Origin of the sequence: Methylorubrum podarium, assembly GCF_040270385.1 — a bacterium.
Taxonomy (GTDB): domain Bacteria; phylum Pseudomonadota; class Alphaproteobacteria; order Rhizobiales; family Beijerinckiaceae; genus Methylobacterium; species Methylobacterium podarium.
In genome coordinates this window covers 1-19330 of sequence record NZ_JBELQE010000053.1, presented here as the reverse complement: position 1 = coordinate 19330, position 19330 = coordinate 1, and the positions used below count along the sequence as shown (strand labels likewise).

Here is a 19330-nt window from a genome sequence, read left to right as displayed (position 1 = left end):
GCGGGTCGAGGTTGAAAAGCGTGAGCGTGGAACTGGTTGGTCACGCGAAACGAAGCGGAGCCGGTGGGCTCTGCTCCGGGCGCACCACCGTGGTCTGGGTGTCATTGCCAAGTAGGCTGAGGTGACTGAGCCGTCCGGTGAGACTCGAACGCCCTACACTAAGGCTTCAGGGTGCGGAGAGGGCGTACCATTGAAGTGGCGCGGCACGAGGGGGCAGCCACTATGCAGCTTGCGGTGCTGTAGGCTTATCCGGGGTTCGCTCGTGTAACTGCCCGCTGTGATTACCGGGCCGTGACAGCGGGGGCACCGCTTTGGTTTGTCCCGGTGGGCTTTGTGCGCCTCATCTGCTGGTACGCATACCCATGCGTCATCGATCTTGACCTCGCAGGGCGGGGAAACATGCTTAACCATTCGTTACCCTGCCACGTGGAGGTGGCGGCACCAAGGCCGAGCCGTCCGTTGACGGGCGAGAGAAAAGTGATCCTCCCCCAGCGGATTGGTCCGCCCTTTAGAGCGTGGGACAAACCCGGCGTGAGCGGGGTGGAGTGGCATGGATGCTCTCGTATCCGACGACCTGTGGGCGGTGGCCGAGCTCGTCTCGCTCGATGAGGTCGAGAGCGAGGAGGCTGACGCGGATCGTGACAGCGATGCCGAAGGCGACGACGACCTTATCATCGGAGACGGCGCTGACGACGCCGCTGATGATACGCTTGAGGCGGGACATCCCATCAGAGCAAGGAACCCCACCACCGAGTGACGCCTTCCTCCACCACGAGGAGGCGTCATGACCAACCCGAAAGCTCACGAAGAAGCCATCGGCTCGGTGCCGCCCGGTCGCCCGCTCGGTGAGGGCAGCAAGCCCGACGAGCAGCCGGACTTGGGACCGACCGGACCAGCCTCAGTAGAAGGTGAGAAGCCCGGCCCTCAGACAGGCGGGTATGATCAGCAGTCGCCGGATCACTCGACGGACAACGCCAAGGGTGGCTACGGCGCGGGCTGAGTAGGCCCCGTTGGGGTAGGTGGAGTTTGTCGCGGCCTGCCCGCTCGAAGCTACCAGCAAACCCTTGGCAGGCGCCGCTTCCACCGCTCCCCGAGGCGTAGCTTCTCGCTCCCTGTCCGGTCTAAACGGCGTCGGCTGATGGCGGTGACGGTCTCTACCACAGCCTCAGGAGGCTCCGGGGCAAGCTGTTCAACCACCTCAGCGGCCTGTTCTACGATCACCTTCCGGCGTCTGCCACGGCGACGTGGGGCGCCTTCGGTTGCCTCGATGGGACGCGAGACGCCCCGAGCGCGGGGCAGTTCTTCTGGCTTGATGGCAGGCTCTGATTCAAGCTCCGGCACGTCGGCAACAAGAAGGCTCGGCAGGATGCGACGGTGTGTTTGAACAGGCGCGGCGACAGACTGAGGAACTACCGCAGCGGCATCGAGTGAAGGCCACAGGGTTGTGGCTTCTGTCCGACCTGCCCGCTTTTGCGGCTCTCGTGGCTGCTTAGATGGGATGGAAACGTGGCGGGTTTGGCCGCTCGACTTGGCTTCAACGGTGAACGTCCGCCGAACGCGATTGCGTTGCATACTGGTCCTGATGGTTGAGATTAGAGGCCGCCGCTGATGGCCAAGCGGAACAGCATCGGTGGCCGGCTATGTGCATAGTGACTACTTCGACATGGATAAATACTCCAACAAAAAATCGTTTCAGAGCCTCTCGACAATTGAGCGAGGCCCGGCTTCCTCCTCGCCCCCCCTCTAGACGCGCGTGGCATCCCGCCCGGTATCGCAATCAGGCGCACGAAAGAAGCCGCGCGGGCGCTCGCAGCATCCAGTGTTTGGACGTGGGGCCACCGTCTCCAGCAGCCCCATGCCCTCGGCTCAACGGCCTCCGCTCGTCCCAGACGATGGGCCTACGCCATCGCCCTTGAAGCTCGCCGCGTTAGGTGAGCCCTGAATGCGCCCAGTCGGGATGGGGTGGGATGCTGCTGTTCAGCATCTACGCGCTGAATGACGGCCTCGCGCCAGCAGCGGACCCTCGCAATTATGACGTAAAATGTCCGCTTCAAGTGACAGAGGAGGCTTGTGCCTCGTTGACATGGATTAGGCGTCACCCGCATCGCACAACGGGACCAAGTCAAGGGTTCCATATAGGCGGTCGAGCGATCGCCACGAGGCCGATCCGCTCGGCCGCCGCCGCGAGGTTAGGAAAGCAACGCCGGCGGCTCGAACTGACCGATGTAGCGGATCGCGGTGCGGCTCAGGGCGTCGAGGTCGTCGCCGCGGATGCTGACTCTATCCGCCAGGAACAGCGGGTTAAAGCCCGCCCCCGCCGTTCGGGCGAGTGCCGGTGAAGCGCGGCGTTGAGGCCGGCATCGACCTGCGACGAGGGGCGGCGCCAGGCGGCGACGTGACGGCTGCCCAGACAAAGGAAGGCACCTAGACGCATCCAGTCGCGGCGGGACTTGGCAGGCACCTCAGGCCGTTCCGACGCGATACTCGCGGGGCGGCCGGGTGCCGTTGATCGCGAAATCGCCGACACTGCGCTCGCGGTAGATCCGCGGATTGTGCGAGGTCAGCGTGCGGGCGTTGCGCCAGTGGCGGTCGAGCCCGTGCTCGGCCTTCGTGGCGGAGGCGCCGAGCGCGTCGAACAGCACGGTCGTCGCCTCCAGGACGAGGTTCGTCACCACGGTCACGGCTTGGTTGACCTCGACGTCGGCGAGGGCGCAGGCCGGCTCGGCCGCCGCCCGCCCTTGACCTTGCGCCGCTTCGGCGGCGCGCTGGACGCCCTCGGCCGCCTTCAGCACGATGGCACCCGCGGCATAGGCGTTGCCGCGCACCCGGCCCACCACCGCCTGGACCTGCGGGTCGTCGGCAGGGCGCCCGGCATTGCCGTGGCTGTAGACCCGGGCGCGGGCCGCGACGAGCCCGGCCGCGTCCTCCGCTGCCGCCCGGCCGATCCCCGCCAGCGTGGCCAGATGCACGAGCTGGAAGAAGGCCATGGCGTAAGGGAAGCGCACGGTTTCCGGCTTGATCAGCTCCGGCGCGAGCACGACGCCGTCGAAGCGCGCGGTGCCGCTCGCGGTGAGCGCCTGTCCGAAGCCGTCCCAATCGTCCTTGATCGTGACGCCGGGCGCGCGGGTCGGCACCGCGGCGACCACTGGCGCGCCCGCCTCGTCCTGGGCCGAGAGGTGGATCCAGTCGGCGAACAATGCGCCCGTCGTGTAGAACTTTTGGCCATCCACCACCCGCTCGTCGCCGCGTCGGCGCAGCACCGTGTCGAACTGCCCGACCTTGGCCGGTCCGGTCTCGGACACGCCGCTGCCGACCGTCTCGCCCACGGCGAGCCGGGCGGTCCAGCGGGCGCGCCACTCGGGCGAGGCAGCGGTCAGCACATCCTCGGTGAAGCCGAAATGGGCGCGCAGGGCGTTGGTGACGTTGGAATCTGCCGCCGACAGCTCGATCAATAGGTTGAAGAGTTCCGGCAGGCTCGCGCCGTGTCCTCCCGCCTGAAGCGGCAGGCGCAGCGCGGTGAATCGCGCTTCCCTCAGCCAGCCGATTTCGGCATGGGGCAGTCGGCGTTCGGCGTCCCGCCCGACGGCGGTGGCGCGGATCTCGACGAAGACCGGCCTGAAGCCTGCCGCGAGATCCTCGTAGCGCCCGCTCGGACCGGCACCCCAGCCCGCATCGATCTGCGACATCGTCCGGTCATCCTCCGCTGCCCGCCGCCGAACCGGACCGCGAGTGCGGCCTCGGGCTGCGGCCTGTCCATGGAATCGGCAATTCTTGGCCTGAGCTCAACACGAACGGCTCGATTACTTGCGTTGGGTCGCACTTTTGGAAATCACGGCTCTCCGGTCAGTGATCCGGAGGAGTAGACTTCCTGCGCCTCGACATGGGAGGGAACACCGTTCTCCCGGTCTCAGGCACGCGTCGTCCTCACCGAAGCTCCGACGGCCGATCATCAGCCATCGACGGCCATCCGGTCGCACTTTTCCGCGCTCCTTGCCTGTTCGCGAAGGTGATGAACTGCGCCGAGGACCAGACGCGGCTGCCGTCGCGCTGGCGGCCCGAGAAGTAGACCGGCCGGAAGCCGAACGCGGCGTTGTCCGGCTCGACCACGATATGGCCGGCCAGATCCCGCGGCAGCGGCTGCTCCGTCAGGCGCTCCAGTGCCAGGAACAGCCCGGCCCCGCCGAGATCGCGCCGCAGCGCGCCGGCCTCGATCAAGTCGCGGCCGGTGATCTCCCAGGAGAAGTCTGGGGCATGGACGAAGGGCGCGGGCCGGCGAGGGTCGCCGACCTTCACGAAGCCGCCGATCGTCCCCTCGACGAGAATGCGGCAGGCGCCAAGGTCGCCGATATCGATCTCGATGGTGTCGCTGTCGCCGTAGGTCTCGGAGCGGAAGGCGATCTCGGTCGGGCCTGCGCGCCACGCAGTCTCCTCGGCATGCTCGAAGCCCTGGGGCGTGACCCGGCGGATCGTGCCGTTGAGAATGCGGATGCGGCCCTCCCAGGCGGCCCAGCGGTAGCGGTCGCGGATGCGCGCGCCGCCGAAGCGCAGGCGCACCAAGCGCTCCGAGAAACCGAGTTCGGCGTGGAAGTCGCGCCGCCAGATCTCGCCGCTGTGGTCGTGGGCGGTCAATGCCTCCCATCCGGCCTCGCCGAGGAAGCGGTAGTCGAGCCGCGCCGGCCCCTCGTGGACGAAGGCGTCGCCCTGGCGATGCAGGCCGCAGCGCACGAGCAGCGCGCTGCGCTCACCCGTGGTCGCGAAGGTGTGGCGCGCTCGGAGCGCCCGGCCGACCGCGCGGCGGTCGAGCGTGTCGGCGAGGATGCCGGTCAGGCCGCCGCGCACCCCGAACACCTGCACACCCGGCGCGCCGCCCCCGGGCCGTCCGCGATGTTCGTCGCCGTTGGCGCAGACGCCGAGCTGGTAGCCGCGGGCGATCACGTCCCGGTAGAGCCAGTCGAACTGGCCCCAGGCCGAGGCGATCTCGACCAGCCGCTCCAGCTCGGGATGGTGCCAGTCCGGGATGTAGCGGCGTCCGCCGACATGCGGGATGACGAGGTGATGTTCGGGATCGTGCGCGTAGGCCGCCCAGAGATCCTCGACCGGCCAGCGTCCGACCTCGACCCCCGTGCCGCCCATGCTCTCGTTCCAGAGGAAGGTGCGGTTGTGCTCTCCCCGCTCGTTGAAGGGAAAGCCGGGGGGATCGTCGCCGAGGAACAGCACCTGATGGTCGCCGCCCGCGGTCGAGCTGCCGCACCATTCCTGCACCGAATAGGCGACGAAGCGCCCCGGCGCGTCGAAGCCGGCGGTCACCGCCACGCCCTCGCGCCAGCCCTCGTCGGTGATCTGGAAGTCGTTGGCGGTGTAGCCGTAGACGTCGACGCCGGCCACGTCGCGGGCATAGGCCGCGTTGTAGGTCGGGCTGTTGGTGCCGACCGTATCGTGGGCGTGGACGTGGAGGTCGCCGTAGAGCGCGCGCGGAACCGGCGCGTCGGGAAGGCCCGTGACGAAGGCCTCGCCCGGTGCGACGTCGCGGGCGCCGGGACGCGCGACGGCGATGTGCAGTTCGCCCGAAGCCGGCGGCAGATCCTCGACCCGCAGCACCGCCCAGCCCGCATCCGGCACGGCGTGGTCGCGCCGGTACGCCTCACCGCCGTCCTGTGATGCCGCGATCTCGACGGACCCGCCGAGGTCGCGGGCGACGTTGCCCCAGCGGTCGAGCAGGGCCAGCGTCAGGGGCGGCGCGACGCCCTCGGCCACGAAGCGGGGAGCGCCGAGCTGGATCCGCGCCGGCGGTCCCGCGACGATCGCGATGGCCGGATCGCCCGGCACCGCGACGTAGCGGGAGGTGCCGAGCGGATCGACGTAGCAGCGGAAGCGGAAGCCGTCCTCGACGAAGGTCTGGACGCGGGTGCCGGGGCCCCCGGCGCGCCGGTCACCAAGCCGGATGACGATGCGGTCGCCGGCGTTGAGATAGCCGTCGACCACGTCGACGATCACCGCCTTCTGGAACGGGCGCTCGTGGCCCTTCTGGTCGAAGCGCACGCTCAGCGACTGCACGGTGGCGGGCGACTGCCCCGGCACCAGCGGGCCGGCCTCGTACTCCGCGCTGACGTAGTTGGCCGCGCCCGGCTCCGCGGTCTGGAACAGGGCCCAGTCGGAGTAGAACTTGAAGGTCGCCTTGAAGGTGGCCCCGTCGGCGATGCCGCAGGCGCCGACCTCGTAGGTCAGCACGATCTCGTGCCAGCTGCCCGCCACCAGCCGGTCGTGGCTGCAATGGATGCTGCCGAGGAAGGGACGCGCCTTGATCGCCTCGTAGAGCCCGGTCGGCGCGACGTGCTCGCCCAGCCGCGCCCGGCCCTCGGTCTTGTCCTGCATCGCCGATCATTCCTTCGCAACGTACCGTCTTGCCACCGGGCTATAGCCTCCATTTCATGTCATGTCTTGCGCGCTCGATTAAACTGTCCATAATGCAGATAGATCTGAATAGATCTTATCTTTCTTCTCTAAATAAAAGAACGATCATGTTGTCTCGATCCATCTGGTGGGCGATTCTTCTCTTCGTGACTCTCGGGACCTGCGCGGCGAAGGCGCAGACGCAGCCGCTGCCCTTGCGGATCGGGGCGATTCCTGTGCTCGGCGCGGCACCTTTGTTCGTGGCGGAGCGGGAAGGCTGGCTCGGCGCCGGCGGCCTGAAGCCCGCGGTGACGCTGTTCGATTCCGGGCCGAATGCCGTGCAAGCGGCGGCGAGCGGGACGCTCGATGTCTACGTCGCCGGGATCACGCCGGTGGCGATCGGCCGGACCCGGAGTGTCGATCTGCGGGTGGTGGCGGCCACCGCGGTCGGCGAGAACGTGCTCGTGGCCGGCACCAAGCTCGCCGGCCCGCTCACCGACGGCACGGCGCCGGCGGCGGCCTTCCGGCGGTTCCGCGAGGAGAACGGACGGCCCGCCAAGATCGCGACCCAGCCGCTCGGCTCGATCCCCTACACCAACCTGTCCTACTGGCTGCGCGAGGTGCACAAGGTCGATCCGGCCGACGTGCAGATCGTGACGCTCGGCATCGACGCGGCCCAGCAGGCGATCCTGGCCGGGGCGGTCGAGGCCGCGACGGTGCGCGAGCCGGGCCTCAGCATCATCCGCGAGCGCAACCCGCAGATCCGCCTAGTCGCGGGCGGCAACGACCTCTTCCCGGGCCAGCCCGGAACGGTGGTGGCGGTGCGCGGCGCCTTCCTCGAGCAGAATCCGGAGGCCGTGCGCACGCTCGTCCCGGCGATCGTGCGGGCCGTCGATCTACTCAAGCGCGAGCCGGAACGGGCGCTCCCGGCGGTCGAGGCGGCGCTCGGCAAAGGCATCGTCAGCGCCGCCACCTTGCGCAACGCGCTCACCTCGCCCGCGACCCAGTACGTCGCCGATCCGCGCAGCATCGTCGCGGCGACAGGCGCGATGCTGTCCTTCCAGACCACCCTCGGCATCAACGAGAAGACCCCGCCCACGGACGGACTGTTCGACGCCCGCTTCTTCGAGGCGGCCCAGGCCGAGGCGAGCGCGAAGTAGCATGGGCAAGCGGATGGAGAACCGGCGCGGCTTCCTGCGCATGGCCGGCTCGCTTGCCGGAGCGGGCGTCGCCACCGGGGCGCTCGCGGAGGCGAGCCCCCTCGACGTGCCGCCTTGGACCCGCGAGCAGGGCGCCACCGCCCCCGGCTACGGCCGGCCCGCCCCGAATGAGACGCTCGCGCGCTATCCGCGGCTGCCGCCGCGCTTCCCCGGGGCCTCGTCCACGGTGACGCCGCTCCAGGGTCTGCACGGCATCCTGACGCCGAACGGCCTGCATTTCGAGCGCCACCACGCCGGCATTCCGGCGATCGACCCGGATCGGCACCGCCTCGCCGTGCACGGCCTCGTCGAGCGCCCGCTGACCCTGACGATGGACGACATCGTCCGTTTCCCCGCGGTCTCGCGGCTGCATGTCCTCGAATGCTCGGGCAACACGCCCTGGCTCGGGGCCAAGCCCGACTGGACGGTGCAGGACAGTCATGGCCTGATCTCCTGCGCCGAGTGGACCGGCGTCGAGCTCTCAACCTTGCTGGCCGAGGCCGGCCTGAAGCCGGGGGCGGCCTGGATCCTGGCGGAGGGGGCGGATGCCTGCGCCATGACCCGCTCGGTTCCCCTGGACGCGCTCGACGGGGCGATCCTCGCCTACGCCCAGAACGGCGAGCGGCTGCGCCCGGAGCAGGGCTATCCCTTGCGGCTGTTCCTGCCGGGCCTGGAGGGCAACCTCAGCATCAAGTGGCTGCGCCGCATCAAGGTCGGCGACCGCCCGTTCCAGACCCGCGAGGAGACCTCAAAATACACCGACCTGATGCCGGATGGCAGCGCGCGCCAGTTCACCTTCGTGATGGAGGCCAAATCCGTCATCACTGCGCCGTCGGGCGGCCAGCGGCTTCGGGAGCCCGGCTTCCACGAGATCCGCGGGCTCGCCTGGACCGGGCGCGGACGGATCGCGGGCGTCGAGGTCTCGACCGATGGCGGCGCCTCTTGGCGGGAGGCGCGCCTGGAAGGACCGGTGCTGCCGCGCTGCTTCACCCGCTTCCGCCTGCCCTGGCGCTGGGAGGGCGGGCCGGCGCAGCTCCTGAGCCGGGCGCGGGACGAGACCGGCTACGTGCAGCCATCGCGCGAGGCTCTCGTCGCAGTGCGCGGCACCCGCTCCTTCTATCACAACAACGCGGTGTTCGGCTGGAGCATCGGGCCGGACGGAGCAGTGACCTATGCAGCGTGAGGCGCTCCTTCCGCTCGTCCTGAGCCTCGCTCTCACCGGGGCCGCCGCCGCCGAGCCGCTCGGCATCGGCCGCTCGGCCACTTCGGAAACCATCGCGGCCTGGGACATCGACGTGCGTCCCGATGGCCAGGGCTTGCCGCCCGGCCACGGCAGCGTGCGCGATGGCGCGAGCCTCTACGCGGCGCGCTGCGCCGCATGCCACGGCGCCCGCGGCGAGGGGGCAGCCGCGGAGGCTCTGGCCGGCGGCCAGGGCAGCCTCGCGAGCGCCAAGCCCCTGCGCACGGTCGGCAGCTTCTGGCCCTACGCCACGACCCTGTTCGACTACGTGCGCCGGGCTATGCCGTTCGACGCGCCGCAATCGCTCACCGCGAACGAGATCTACGCGGTCAGCGCCTACGTGCTGCATCTCAACGGCCTGCTGCCGGAGGAGGCGAGCCTCGACGCCGCGTCCCTGCCACGGGTCGCCATGCCGAACCGCGACGGCTTCACCGCCGACCCGCGGCCCGACGTCCCGCCCCCGAACCCAGCACTCCGCCCCGCCGAGCGTACGGAAGCCCGATGACCCTGACTCGACGCCACGTCACCGGCGCGCTGGCCGCCGGCCTCGCGACCGGCCTCGCCTTGGGCCGATCCGGCCCAGCCCGCGCCGGCCGGACGGTGAAGTTCAGCTACCAGCGCTCCTCGACCCTCCTCACCGTCCTGAAGGCGCGGGGCACTCTGGAGGAACGGCTCGGCCGGCAGGGTTTCGGCGTGAGCTGGCACCTCTTCACCAAGGTTCTCGAACCGATGAACACTGGCGCGGTCGACCTCCACGCGGACGTGGCCGACGCGGTGCCGGTCTTCACTCAGTCGGCGGGCGCAGCCTTGACTTTCTACGCCATGGAGGGCGCCTCGCCGCGGGCCGAGGCGATCATCGTCCCCGACGAGTCGCCGATCCGCACGCTCGCCGATCTCAAGGGCCGCACGGTCGGCGTCTCGAAGGGATCGGGCTGCCACTTCATCCTCGCGGGCGCGCTGAGGCGCGAGGGACTGCGCTTCGCCGACATCCGCCCGGCCTATCTGGAGGCGCCCGACGGGCTCGCCGCGTTCGAGCGGGGCGGGATCGAGGCGTGGGCGATCTGGGACCCGTTCCTCGCCATCGTCCAGGCCAAGCGCCCGGTGCGGGTGCTCGCCGACGCCACCGGCCTGTCGAGCTACAATCGCTACTACACGGTCAATGACAGCTTCGCCGCAGAGCAGCCGGAGGTGGTGGCGACCGTCTTCGCCGCGCTGGCCGAGGCGGGGCAATGGGTCAAGGCCAACCCGTCGGCGGCCGTGTCCCTCCTTGCGCCGATCTGGGGCGACCTGCCGCCGGAGGTCGTCGCCAAGGTCAACGAGCGGCGCTCCTACGCCGTGCGGGCGGTCGACCGGGCCGCGCTCTCCGAGCAGCAGGCTATCGCCGACACCTTTCTGGAAGCCGGGCTGATCCCGCGCCGGCTCGACGCCACCGCCGTGCGGCTCTGGCAACCGCCGGCCGGACGGGGGTGAGCCGATGAGCCATCCGCTCCGCTTCGGCGTCTGGGCCCCGGTCCACGGCTCCCGCGCCGCCCGCCACGATCCGGACGAGCCGCACGACGCCTCCTGGGCGCGCAATCGCGCCCTCGTGCTCGCGGCTGAACGCCTCGGCTACGATTCCGTCCTCGTCGCCCAGCACACGGTGAACCCCTACGACGAGACCCGCGACCAGCTGGAGGCCTGGACGGCCTCGGCCGCCCTCGCGGCGCTGACCCAGCGGATCGAACTCATCGCGGCGATCAAGCCGGGGCTCTACCATCCGATCGTGCTCGCCAAGATGGCGCTGCAGATCGAGCACGTGAGCCAGGGACGCTTCAGTCTCAACCTCGTCAACGCCTGGAACCGCGCCGAATTCGAGCGGGCCGGCCTGCCGTTTCCGGCCCATGATGAGCGCTACGCCTACGGCCGCGAATGGATCGACCTCGTCGACCGGCTGCTGCGGGGCGAGCGGGTCCGTTTCGAGGGCCGGCATTTCCGCGTCGAGGACTATCAGCTCAAACCGGCCGGCACCTACCGGGCGCGGCCGACCATCTATGTCGGCGGCGAGTCCGAGCCGGCCCGCGCGCTGGTCGCCGATCACGGCGACGTCTGGTTCATCAACGGACAGCCGATCGCAGCGGTCGCAGACCTCATCGCCGACGTGGCCCACCGCCCGGCGGCGGTGGGCCGGCTGCGTTACGGCCTTTCGGCCTTCGTGATCGCCCGTGAGACCGACGGGGAGGCGGAGGCCGAGTTCGCGCGCCTGCTGAGCCTGAGCCGCCGCGACGAGGCACTTCGGAACGAGACCCGAGCGCGCACGGATGTCGCGAGCGTGATGTTCGCCAAGACCGACGCGGCGGCCTCGCACCATGTCGGCACCAACGGCGGCACGGCGGCCGGGCTCGTCGGCAGCTACAATACCGTAGCGGATCGCATCCGCGCCTTCCACGCAGCCGGGATCGAGCTGTTCATGCTGCAGTTCCAGCCATTTGAGGCGGAGATGGCCCGCTTCGCCGAGCAGGTGTTTCCGCGGGTGCGGGGATGAGGCCGGTCGAGCCGATTCCCGGCGGCGAGGTCGGTGACAGCGTCGATGCGGTGCCGCCCGCGCCGCGCCTGTTCGTGCTGGGGCTCCAGCACGTGCTCGTCATGTACGCCAACGCCATCGCGGTCCCGCTCATCGTCGGCGGGGCGCTTCAGTTGCCCAAGGATCAGATCGCGCTCCTCATCAACGCCGACCTGTTCGCCTGCGGCATCGCTACGCTGATCCAGACCGGGGGCATCGGCCCGTTCGGCATTCGGCTCCCCGTCATCATGGGTGTGACCGCGGTGGCGATCCAGCCACTTCTCGCCATCGCGGCGATGCCCGGGGTCGGGCTCACCGGCATCTACGGCGCGGTGATCGTCGGCGGCCTCTACGGGCTTCTCGTCACGCCCTTCATCGGTCGGGTGATGCGGTTCTTCCCGCCGGTCGTGACCGGCACGATCCTCCTGATGATTGGCATCGCGCTCACCCGCGTCGCCGTCGGCTGGGCGGGCGGGGGCGCCGGGAGCGCCGGTTTCGGCGCTCCCGGAACGGTCGCGGTGGCGGCCGGTGTCCTCGTCGCGACGCTCCTGATCGCCCGGTTCGGTCCGGGCTTCGTCGGTCGCATCGCCGTGCTTCTCGGAATCGCGCTCGGCTACGGCGTCACCCTGGCGCTCGGCTGGACGAGCTTCGAAGGCCTCGGCGCCGAACCGTGGCTGCGGGTGGTGCTGCCGCTGCAGTTCGGGGCGCCCACATTCCACCTCGTGCCCTGCCTGATCCTGTGCCTCGTGATGACCATCGTCTTCATCGAGGCGACCGGCATGTTCCTGGCGCTCGGCGTCATGACCGGGCGAAAGGTCGGGACGGAGGACATCCGGCGGGGCCTGCGCGCCGACGCGCTCGGTACGCTGATCGGCGGCCTGCTCAACACCTTCCCCTACCTGTCCTACTCGCAGAATGTCGGCCTCGTCGGGCTCACCGGCGTGCACAGCCGCTGGGTCTGCGCGGCGGCCGGCGCGATCATGCTGTTGCTCGGCCTCGTGCCGAAGGTCGCCTATCTCGCGGCCTCGATCCCGCAGCCGGTGCTCGGCGGGGCGGCCCTGGTGATGTTCGGCATGGTGGCGGCGACCGGCATCCGCATCCTGGCCCAGGTCGATTACGCCCGGGCGGGCAGCCGCGACGCGCTCATCATCGCCGCCTCGTTGGGGATCGGCTTGATCCCGATCGTGCAGCCGCTCTTCTTCCGGGCCGTGCCGGACGCGCTCTCGCCGATCGTCAAGGACCCGATCCTGCTCACTGCGATCGCGGCCATTCTTCTCAACGCCCTGCTCGGGCAGACCCGAGCTCAGCCCGAGGCGGAGAGGTCCGGCGACGGGATCGGTGCCTCGGAGCCCGAGATCGCCGCCTCCATCAGGTCGAGCCGGTCCTGACCCCAGAACGGCTCGTCGCGATAGAAATAGAACGGCGCCCCGAACACCTGCCGCCCGATCGCCTCACGGGTCAGCGCTGCCTCCGTCGCGCGGTGAGCGGGCTCGTCGGCCCGGGCAAGCAGCCGCTCGCCGTCGAGCCCGGCGTCCTCAGCGAGGCCGACGATCGTGCCGGGATCGGCGATGTCGAGTTCGTCCGCCCAGACGGCGCTGAGGCCCGCATGGACGAAGTCGGCGACCGCGCGGCCCTCGTCGAGGGCGGCGAGCAGGACGCGGTGGGCGAGCGAGGGATCGGCCGGATAGAACTTCGGGTGCAACACCAGCGGGATGCCGCGGATGCGGCGCCAGCGCTGCATCTCGACGAGACGGTAGGCCTGCCGCTGCAGGGGCCGCTCCTTGACGGGCTTGCCGCCGCCGGCCGCGAAGACGGCCATTAGATCGACCGGCTTGTAGACGATCTCCGCGCCGGTGCGCTCCGTGAGCGCGCGGAAGGCGCGGCTCCCGACATAGGACCACAGCGAGAGGAAGCTGAAGTAGTACTCGACGGTCGGCGTCGAGGAAGCCTGGATGGTCACGGGCGGCACCAACGGTGTGCGACCGGTTTGAGGCCGGCCGATCCTTCATTGCGTGGGATCGGAGCGGTTCATACCCCGATCGGGCTCAGCCGCGCGAGCGGCACCCCGCCGGGCGCACCCTGGAGGAGTGTGAGACAGCGCTGCTTGATCGCCGTGAAGCGCGGATCGGTGATCAGGCCGCGATCCCGGGGCCGGCCGAAATCGAGGGGGATGTCGTCGAGGATGCGCCCCGGGCGCGGCGTCATGACGATGAGCCTGTCGGCGAGGAATAGGGCCTCGTCGATGTCGTGCGTGACGAACAGGATCGTGGTGCGATGCCGTGTCCAGATGTCGAGGAGCAACTCCTGCATCGTCAGCCGCGTCTGCGCGTCGAGTGCGCCGAAGGGCTCGTCCATCAGCAGGACGCGGGGGCAGTTGATGAGGGCACGGGCGATCTCCACCCGCTGCTGCATGCCCCCGGACAGCTCGGCGGGGTAGCGCGCGGCGAAGTCGGACAGGCCGACCTGCGCCAGCAGTGCCCGGGCGCGCGCCCGGCGCTCGCGCCCGCCAACGCCCCTCATCTTCAAGCCGAAGGCGACGTTGTCGAGGACGCTGAGCCAGGGGAACAGGGTGTGCTGCTGGAAGACGATGCCGCGGTCCGGGTGCGGCCCCGCGATCGGCCGCCCGTCGAGGGTGACGCTGCCGCGCGACAGGGCGAGGTGGCCTGCCACCGCGCCGAGCAGGGTCGATTTCCCGCAGCCCGAGGGTCCGAGAATGCAGACGAACTGGCGGCCTGGAATGTCGAGGGCGATGTCCTCCACGACATCGAAGGCGGCATCGCCCCGCCCGAGCCGGATCGCGCCGTCCCGGATCGCAACCTGGCCGTCGGCATGAGGATCGTTGCCGGCCTGGAGGTCCGCCAGTGCCGTTCCCGCGCTCATCGCTGGCTCCCCGCGCCGACCCACGGCGTCGCCCGGGCGCCGAGCCAGCGCACGACGAGACTCGATCCCATCCCCAGGACGCCGATCAGCAGCATGCCGACGACGATGTCGTCGTAGTTCTGCAGCGTGTAGGACTCCCAGGTGAAGTAGCCGATCCCGTACTGGCCGGAGATCATCTCGGCGGTCACGAGGCAGAACCACGCGGTGCCCATGCCGATCGCCGCGCCCGTCACGATGCTGGGCGTGGCGCCGGGCAGGATCACCTCGCGTAGGATCGCGGCATCGCCCGCGCCGAGGCTGCGGGCGGCGGCCACGAGGCGCGGATGCACCGATTCCACCCCGTGCACGGTGTTGAGGAGGATCGGGAACAGCGCGCCCGTGAAGGTAATGAAGGCCATCGAGACCTCGGAGGAGGGGAACATCAGGATCGCAAGTGGGATCCAGGCCACTGCCGGGATCGGGCGCAGCACTTCGAGCGGCGGCAGCAGCAGGTCGCGGGCGAGCCGCGAGCGGCCGATGGCGAGACCGAGGGCGACGCCAACACCGAGCGCGGCGAGGAAGCCCGACAGCACCCGGACTAGGCTTGCCCCGAGATGGGTCGGGAGTGCGGGCGCGTGGAGCAACGCCCAGGCTGCCTGCGCCGCCGCCGCCGGAGTCGGCACGTTGCGGAAGGTGACGAGGCCGAGGTCGAGCCGGCTGCTCGCCGCGACGTGCCACGCGAGCAGGCTCAAGCCCAGGGCGGCCCCGCGCAGCGCCAAGCGCTCGAACGGGAGTTTTCGCGGCAGCGCCCCCAGGACCATCGCCCGGACCGCCCGTCCGCGCTGGGCGCGGATCGGGGGCGCCGTCTCGATCGCCGACGCGCTCACCGGGCGGCCTCTCGCGCCGGGAGCCGCGCGGTGCCGCTCCGGGCAGCGGCGAAGTCGAGCACCTCGCCGCCTTGCGCCGCGGCGTGGGCCTGCGCATCGCCCTTGAGTAGGAAGGCGCTGAGGCCGCCTTTCGCGTCACGCACGAACCAGGCTTGGTTGGCGAACAGCTTGATCCCGCTGCCCCGGTCCTGCGCGTAGAAGGCGCGCGCCTCGCGGCCCTGGCCTTCGAGCGCGCCGAGAGCGCCGAGCGCCGCCTCGGGCGAGGCGTAGTGGCGGACATGGTCCTCGCCGCGGATCCAGAGCTGCGCCACGCGGGAGGGATCGGTGATCAGCTGGCCGGAGGCGGCGTCGTTGGCCGTGAGCGGCAGCGGCGCGTAGTCCTTCAGCCGCGCGTCGTAGTCGAGGCCGGCTTGCGTCGTGGCCGCGCGGACGAAGCGGTCCTCGACGAAGCGGTCGAGGTCGATGTCGGAATCGGCCTTCTTCAGGAGCTTCAGCGTCTCGAACGAGGTCTTCACCGCCTGCCGGTATTCGGGCTTCCAGGTGAGATCCCGGGTTTGAAGGCCCAGCGGCCCGTGGAACAGGTAGGCGACCTCCGCCTCGATGCCCGTCACCCGCTCGATCAGTTCGGAGTACTTTTCCGGCTCGGCAGCGATCAGCCGGTCCGCCTCGATCGCCGCGCGCAGATACGCGGTGACGATCTCCGGATACTTCTCGGCGTAGTCGCCGTCGGCCAGAGCGCCGTGGAAGGTCGGGGCGTTGGCCTGGGCGCCGTCGTAGATCTTGCGGGCAAAGCCCCGCCAGGGGAACAGCTCGGCGAAGGGCACGAAGTCGGCATGCGCCTCGATCTTGTTGGCGAGAAGCGCGGCACCCGCCACCTCCGGCGCCTGGGTGATGATGGTGACGTCGCGGCCCGGCTCCCAGCCCTGCGCTTTGACCGCCCGCAGGAGCAGCCCGTGCGAGGTCGAGGCGAACGGCACCGAGATTGTCTTGCCCTTGAGTTCGGCCAGCGACTGCACTGGCGACTCCCTCGGCACGACGATGCCGTTGCCGCTGCCGCGCACGCTGCCGGAGAGCACTGAGATGAACAGCGAGCGGCGCCCGGCCTTGGCGAAGGCGTAGCCGTTCAGCGAGCCGGGGAAGTCGGCCATCGCCCCGAGATCGAGCTTGCCCGCCACCATCTCGTTGGTCAGCGGCGCGCCGCTGGTGAAGTTGCGCCACTGGATGTCGTAGGTCGCGTCCCGGTACTTGCCGTCCCGCGGCAGGTACTTCTCGAGGAGCTTCAGCTCGCGGATCAGCAGGCCGCCGGTGGCGCAGTTGATCGTGGTGTCCTGCGTACCGACGGCGACACGGATGGTCTCGGCCTGGGCCGGGCCGGGCGTCATCGCGCCCAGCGTCGTCGCCGTCAGAAGGAGGGTGGCGAGGCGGCGGATGAGCGGGGGAGGGTGAGTCACCGGAAGGCTCCGTGGGGCAGGTGTTTCGACCGCTTACGAGGGCGGCGATCTCACGGATGTGCTGCTCGGACGGTCACGACGACGAGCAATTAATTTCGTCGGGAAGTTGAGTTTTGCGCAGATGAACGGCTACTCTTGGTATCTCAAAAATATCTTCTCAAGCTACACGCTGAAAGAGAAGGATCTGTTCCACTGACATCCTGATTTGGAATTGCTCTCAACCGGCCCGCGCCGATAATCGAAAGCGGAAGACGGATCAGGCTCATGGCCTCGTGCGCGGCCGTTTCCCCGAGGTCCCCATGTCATCGGTATCGCTCGCCTTTCCTGAACCCCGCCGCCCAGCGCCCCTAATCGCCAGCGCGCTCTTCCTCAGCGAGACGGTGGAGGGACTCGACGACGGCGCCGGCTTCCTCGACGGCCTCACCCCGGCCGAAGTCGCCCGAGTGCGCGCGGCCGGGCGCAGCGTCAGCCTCGCTCCCGGCGAGAGCGTCTTCACGCAAGGGGCACCGCACGAGGGCATCTTCCTGATCGAAGTTGGACGCGTGCGCGTGTACTACTCGGGGCCTTCGGGTCGACAGGTGACGCTGGCCTACTGGACGCCGGGTCACTTCATCGGCGGCCCGAGCATTTACGGCGGCGGCTGCCACCAATGGTCAGGCGTGGCGATCGAGCCGGTGCGAGTCACCGTTCTGTCGAGCACGACGCTCCGTGGGCTGATCCGCCAGATGCCGGGCTTCGCGCTCTGCCTCATCGCAGCGCTGGAAGCGAAGGGCCGCTGCTACACCGCGATGGCGCAGATGCTCGGCACGCGCTCGGTGATCGAGCGGCTGGCGCAACTGCTGCTCAATCTCGGCGACCTCTACGGCACGCCCGAGAACGGCACGGTCATCATCCGCCGCCGCATCACCCACGACGAACTCGCCGCCCTGGTGGGCTCGACCCGCCAGTGGGTGACGATGATGCTCAAGCGCTTCCAACGCGATGGTATCGTCTCCATCGACCGGGCGCATATCCGCCTGATGCGGCCCGCTCGGCTGCAGGAGATCGTTCTGACGGAGGGGTGAGGCGGCGAAGAACCAGGCCAGCGTCCCGAAAGGTGGCACCCGGCTTTCGGGAAAAGGACGATGCCAAGATGAAAGGGGAGCGCATCATCCTGGATCCGATATCCAGAATGATGCGCTGGACCGCCAGCTTCGCCAATGCCCAGCGCGCCGTCTTGCGCACGTTCGGATCGGGGTCGTTCACGAGCCCCTCCAGCCCCACCCGCGCCGCCGGGTCGGCGATTTCACCGAGCGCCGCGGCAGCTTCTTTGCGCAGGCCTGCCATCTCCTCAGAGAGGGCAATGACCATGATCGGCACCGCGCGGCGAACCTTCTGGTGGCCGAAGCTGCGCAGGGCCTTCTGCCGGACTTCGGTGAGCCTGATCTCGCGCGGGAGGTGAAGAGCCTCGCTGGCCAGGCCGCACGTGCCACCGAGCAGATCGCGGGTGAGATCGGCGGGGTCCAGACCAGACCGTATCCCGCCAAGCGGGAGAGGCGTTCGATACCATTCAGGGCGTTGTCGAAACAATGCATGAAGCTGTCATCGTTGCCGCGTCCGCCGTGGAGGAACAGAGCGCGGTTACGCGGGACTTGTCCGAGAACATGCAGGATGCGGCGCAGGCAGTCGCCGGCATTTCCCGCAACCTCTTGGCCATCACGGGGGCGATTGGCAACGTCTCGCAAGCCGTCGCGACAACGAAGGAGGCGACGCGCATCCTGGTGCGATAGAAGCGCCGAGAAGCGCAGTCGCGATGCCGACGGACAGTGGGGTTGAGCAGCCGGGACGGCGCCGAAGTGCCACTTCGACACGTCTGCCAAGCGCTTCCGAGAACCTGCCCCGCAGGCGGTTGCCTTCACCTGCTGAGCCGCCGAAGCCATCAGGTATTGGTGCCGCTTCGGGCGGTGCGCCAATAAGGTCTGCGAGCGATCGCGCCCGCTTGTCGGTGTGGCCTCACCAGCGGTCCACGTGGTGGCCGTCATTTCCGTTTCCTGCCTCGAAGCGGACTTCCAAAGCGGTCAGAGTGGGCGGTTTTGTTGACAAAATCGGAAGGCAGCCGAAGTGGTGCACCCTGCTGGTCCACGCAAAAAACGTCTGCGCAGGCTCGCGGGAACCAGTTCGAATTTGAATGTGTAGCATTGGCAAGAGAAGGGCCTTCCTTCGGTGAGGCCAGCGACGAGGTAGCAGGCTTCACCCCTAAATTTTCCCAACAGAATCGGTCAGTTGCGGCCATATCCCAGCGCCGCCATTCTATTCAGCAAGCTTACTTGAAACGCTCGCAGCCCTCCGGGCGAGTGGCACCTTGCCGACCCCCCCTTGCGCTGCCCTCGGAAGCAGGCCGAGAGAGATTGCCAGTCGTTGGGCGTCCTGTAGCGCCGCGATCATCTCCGGCAGTCTCTCTGGTGGTAGGCGCAGGCCCTTGGGCGTCTCAAACATCGGCCCGCTGCCGTGGTTTGTTGCTACCCGCATTTCGACGCCGATGGTGCCGCGCGTCTCACGGAGGCTGATCCGCACGTCCTCCCGCGTGGTCCGGCGGACGGTGGCGACGAGCCGGTCAAGTGGCGGCATCGGCTGGTCCCTCGATGATGATCCCAACACGGGCCACGGACTTGGTCAAACGCGCCAGAGTCCAGTGACCTGACCGGCTGGCTTTGGACCGGGCTGATTGAGAGGATCAGTCAGGACCGAAGGAGTCGGACATGCGGCGAGGACAGAAGACGAGTGCG

Annotated in this window: 17 protein-coding genes; 10 read left to right on the top strand and 7 right to left on the bottom strand. The window is 69.2% G+C overall.

The window, feature by feature from the left end; translation table 11 throughout:
* Positions 1–550 precede the first annotated feature (550 nt).
* Both ABS772_RS09205 and ABS772_RS09200 read left to right on the top strand, forming a co-directional pair.
* A complete protein-coding gene (locus tag ABS772_RS09205) occupies positions 551–757 on the top strand; it encodes a hypothetical protein (protein ID WP_350393928.1) in 207 nt (68 codons plus the stop codon).
* A 27-nt stretch (positions 758–784) separates the two neighbouring features.
* Positions 785–1000: a hypothetical protein gene (locus ABS772_RS09200; protein WP_350393927.1), complete on the top strand. Its 216-nt coding sequence runs from the start codon at positions 785–787 to the stop codon at positions 998–1000.
* A gap of 1462 nt (positions 1001–2462) precedes the next feature.
* Here ABS772_RS09200 and ABS772_RS09195 read toward each other — a convergent pair.
* Together ABS772_RS09195 and ABS772_RS09190 are read right to left on the bottom strand one after the other, a co-directional pair.
* The gene (locus tag ABS772_RS09195) at positions 2463–3686 is read right to left on the bottom strand and encodes an acyl-CoA dehydrogenase family protein (RefSeq protein ID WP_350393925.1); all 1224 of its coding nucleotides are present in this window, start codon (positions 3684–3686) and stop codon (positions 2463–2465) included.
* Positions 3687–3924: 238 nt separating this feature from the next.
* A complete protein-coding gene (locus ABS772_RS09190) occupies positions 3925–6372 on the bottom strand; it encodes a hypothetical protein (RefSeq protein WP_350393924.1) in 2448 nt (815 codons plus the stop codon).
* 146 nt (positions 6373–6518) lie between these two features.
* Between ABS772_RS09190 and ABS772_RS09185 the strand changes: the two genes are divergently transcribed.
* Genes ABS772_RS09185 through ABS772_RS09160 form a run of 6 tightly spaced genes read left to right on the top strand, consistent with a single transcriptional unit; the run spans position 6519 to position 12756 of the window.
* Positions 6519–7550, top strand: a complete 1032-nt coding sequence (locus tag ABS772_RS09185) for an ABC transporter substrate-binding protein (RefSeq protein ID WP_350393922.1) — start codon at positions 6519–6521, stop codon at positions 7548–7550.
* A 1-nt stretch (position 7551) separates the two neighbouring features.
* The gene (soxC, locus tag ABS772_RS09180) at positions 7552–8772 is read left to right on the top strand and encodes a sulfite dehydrogenase (RefSeq protein WP_350393921.1); all 1221 of its coding nucleotides are present in this window, start codon (positions 7552–7554) and stop codon (positions 8770–8772) included.
* Entirely contained in the window at positions 8762–9334 is a 573-nt protein-coding gene (locus ABS772_RS09175) for a c-type cytochrome (protein WP_350393920.1), read from the top strand. Before soxC ends, ABS772_RS09175 begins: the two co-directional genes overlap by 11 nt.
* Positions 9331–10299: an ABC transporter substrate-binding protein gene (locus tag ABS772_RS09170; RefSeq protein ID WP_350393919.1), complete on the top strand. Its 969-nt coding sequence runs from the start codon at positions 9331–9333 to the stop codon at positions 10297–10299. The genes ABS772_RS09175 and ABS772_RS09170 overlap by 4 nt, the downstream gene beginning before the upstream one ends.
* A gap of 4 nt (positions 10300–10303) precedes the next feature.
* Positions 10304–11350 (top strand): LLM class flavin-dependent oxidoreductase, encoded by a 1047-nt coding sequence (locus ABS772_RS09165; RefSeq protein ID WP_350393917.1) that lies wholly within the window; start codon positions 10304–10306, stop codon positions 11348–11350.
* Positions 11347–12756, top strand: coding sequence for a nucleobase:cation symporter-2 family protein (locus ABS772_RS09160; protein WP_350393915.1), 1410 nt, complete (start codon positions 11347–11349; stop codon positions 12754–12756). The genes ABS772_RS09165 and ABS772_RS09160 overlap by 4 nt, the downstream gene beginning before the upstream one ends.
* On the opposite strand, the gene ABS772_RS09155 is transcribed toward ABS772_RS09160, so the two are convergent.
* The 4 genes from ABS772_RS09155 to ABS772_RS09140 form a co-directional block, all read right to left on the bottom strand.
* Entirely contained in the window at positions 12672–13328 is a 657-nt protein-coding gene (locus ABS772_RS09155; protein WP_350393913.1) for a 2-hydroxychromene-2-carboxylate isomerase, read from the bottom strand. The two genes, ABS772_RS09160 and ABS772_RS09155, sit on opposite strands and share 85 nt — an antisense overlap.
* Positions 13329–13396: 68 nt before the next feature.
* Positions 13397–14248, bottom strand: coding sequence for an ABC transporter ATP-binding protein (locus ABS772_RS09150; protein ID WP_350393912.1), 852 nt, complete (start codon positions 14246–14248; stop codon positions 13397–13399).
* Positions 14245–15114 carry an ABC transporter permease gene (locus ABS772_RS09145; RefSeq protein ID WP_350393911.1) on the bottom strand — a complete coding sequence of 290 codons (870 nt, stop codon included), beginning with the start codon at positions 15112–15114 and terminating at the stop codon, positions 14245–14247. The genes ABS772_RS09150 and ABS772_RS09145 overlap by 4 nt, the downstream gene beginning before the upstream one ends.
* Positions 15111–16565 carry an ABC transporter substrate-binding protein gene (locus tag ABS772_RS09140; RefSeq protein ID WP_350393910.1) on the bottom strand — a complete coding sequence of 485 codons (1455 nt, stop codon included), beginning with the start codon at positions 16563–16565 and terminating at the stop codon, positions 15111–15113. The genes ABS772_RS09145 and ABS772_RS09140 overlap by 4 nt, the downstream gene beginning before the upstream one ends.
* A gap of 299 nt (positions 16566–16864) precedes the next feature.
* Between ABS772_RS09140 and ABS772_RS09135 the strand changes: the two genes are divergently transcribed.
* Complete coding sequence (locus ABS772_RS09135; RefSeq protein ID WP_350393908.1) at positions 16865–17629, top strand: Crp/Fnr family transcriptional regulator; 765 nt, start codon at positions 16865–16867, stop codon at positions 17627–17629.
* Here the strand turns inward: ABS772_RS09135 and ABS772_RS09130 are convergent.
* A complete protein-coding gene (locus ABS772_RS09130; RefSeq protein ID WP_350393944.1) occupies positions 17529–17924 on the bottom strand; it encodes a HEAT repeat domain-containing protein in 396 nt (131 codons plus the stop codon). The genes ABS772_RS09135 and ABS772_RS09130 overlap by 101 nt on opposite strands.
* 272 nt (positions 17925–18196) lie before the next feature.
* On the opposite strand from ABS772_RS09130, the gene ABS772_RS09125 reads away from it, so the two are divergent.
* The gene (locus ABS772_RS09125; protein ID WP_350393907.1) at positions 18197–18334 is read left to right on the top strand and encodes a hypothetical protein; all 138 of its coding nucleotides are present in this window, start codon (positions 18197–18199) and stop codon (positions 18332–18334) included.
* Positions 18335–19330: the final 996 nt, after the last annotated feature.

What these genes read in the sequence shown, in the direction of transcription:
- ABS772_RS09205 (WP_350393928.1), top strand. Translation starts at nt 551, where the DNA reads ATGGATGCTCTCGTATCCGACGACCTGTGGGCGGTGGCCGAGCTCGTC.
- ABS772_RS09200 (WP_350393927.1), top strand. Translation starts at nt 785, where the DNA reads ATGACCAACCCGAAAGCTCACGAAGAAGCCATCGGCTCGGTGCCGCCC.
- ABS772_RS09195 (WP_350393925.1), bottom strand. Translation starts at nt 3,686, where the DNA reads ATGTCGCAGATCGATGCGGGCTGGGGTGCCGGTCCGAGCGGGCGCTAC.
- ABS772_RS09190 (WP_350393924.1), bottom strand. Translation starts at nt 6,372, where the DNA reads ATGCAGGACAAGACCGAGGGCCGGGCGCGGCTGGGCGAGCACGTCGCG.
- ABS772_RS09185 (WP_350393922.1), top strand. Translation starts at nt 6,519, where the DNA reads ATGTTGTCTCGATCCATCTGGTGGGCGATTCTTCTCTTCGTGACTCTC.
- soxC (WP_350393921.1), top strand. Translation starts at nt 7,552, where the DNA reads ATGGGCAAGCGGATGGAGAACCGGCGCGGCTTCCTGCGCATGGCCGGC.
- ABS772_RS09175 (WP_350393920.1), top strand. Translation starts at nt 8,762, where the DNA reads ATGCAGCGTGAGGCGCTCCTTCCGCTCGTCCTGAGCCTCGCTCTCACC.
- ABS772_RS09170 (WP_350393919.1), top strand. Translation starts at nt 9,331, where the DNA reads ATGACCCTGACTCGACGCCACGTCACCGGCGCGCTGGCCGCCGGCCTC.
- ABS772_RS09165 (WP_350393917.1), top strand. Translation starts at nt 10,304, where the DNA reads ATGAGCCATCCGCTCCGCTTCGGCGTCTGGGCCCCGGTCCACGGCTCC.
- ABS772_RS09160 (WP_350393915.1), top strand. Translation starts at nt 11,347, where the DNA reads ATGAGGCCGGTCGAGCCGATTCCCGGCGGCGAGGTCGGTGACAGCGTC.
- ABS772_RS09150 (WP_350393912.1), bottom strand. Translation starts at nt 14,248, where the DNA reads ATGAGCGCGGGAACGGCACTGGCGGACCTCCAGGCCGGCAACGATCCT.
- ABS772_RS09135 (WP_350393908.1), top strand. Translation starts at nt 16,865, where the DNA reads ATGTCATCGGTATCGCTCGCCTTTCCTGAACCCCGCCGCCCAGCGCCC.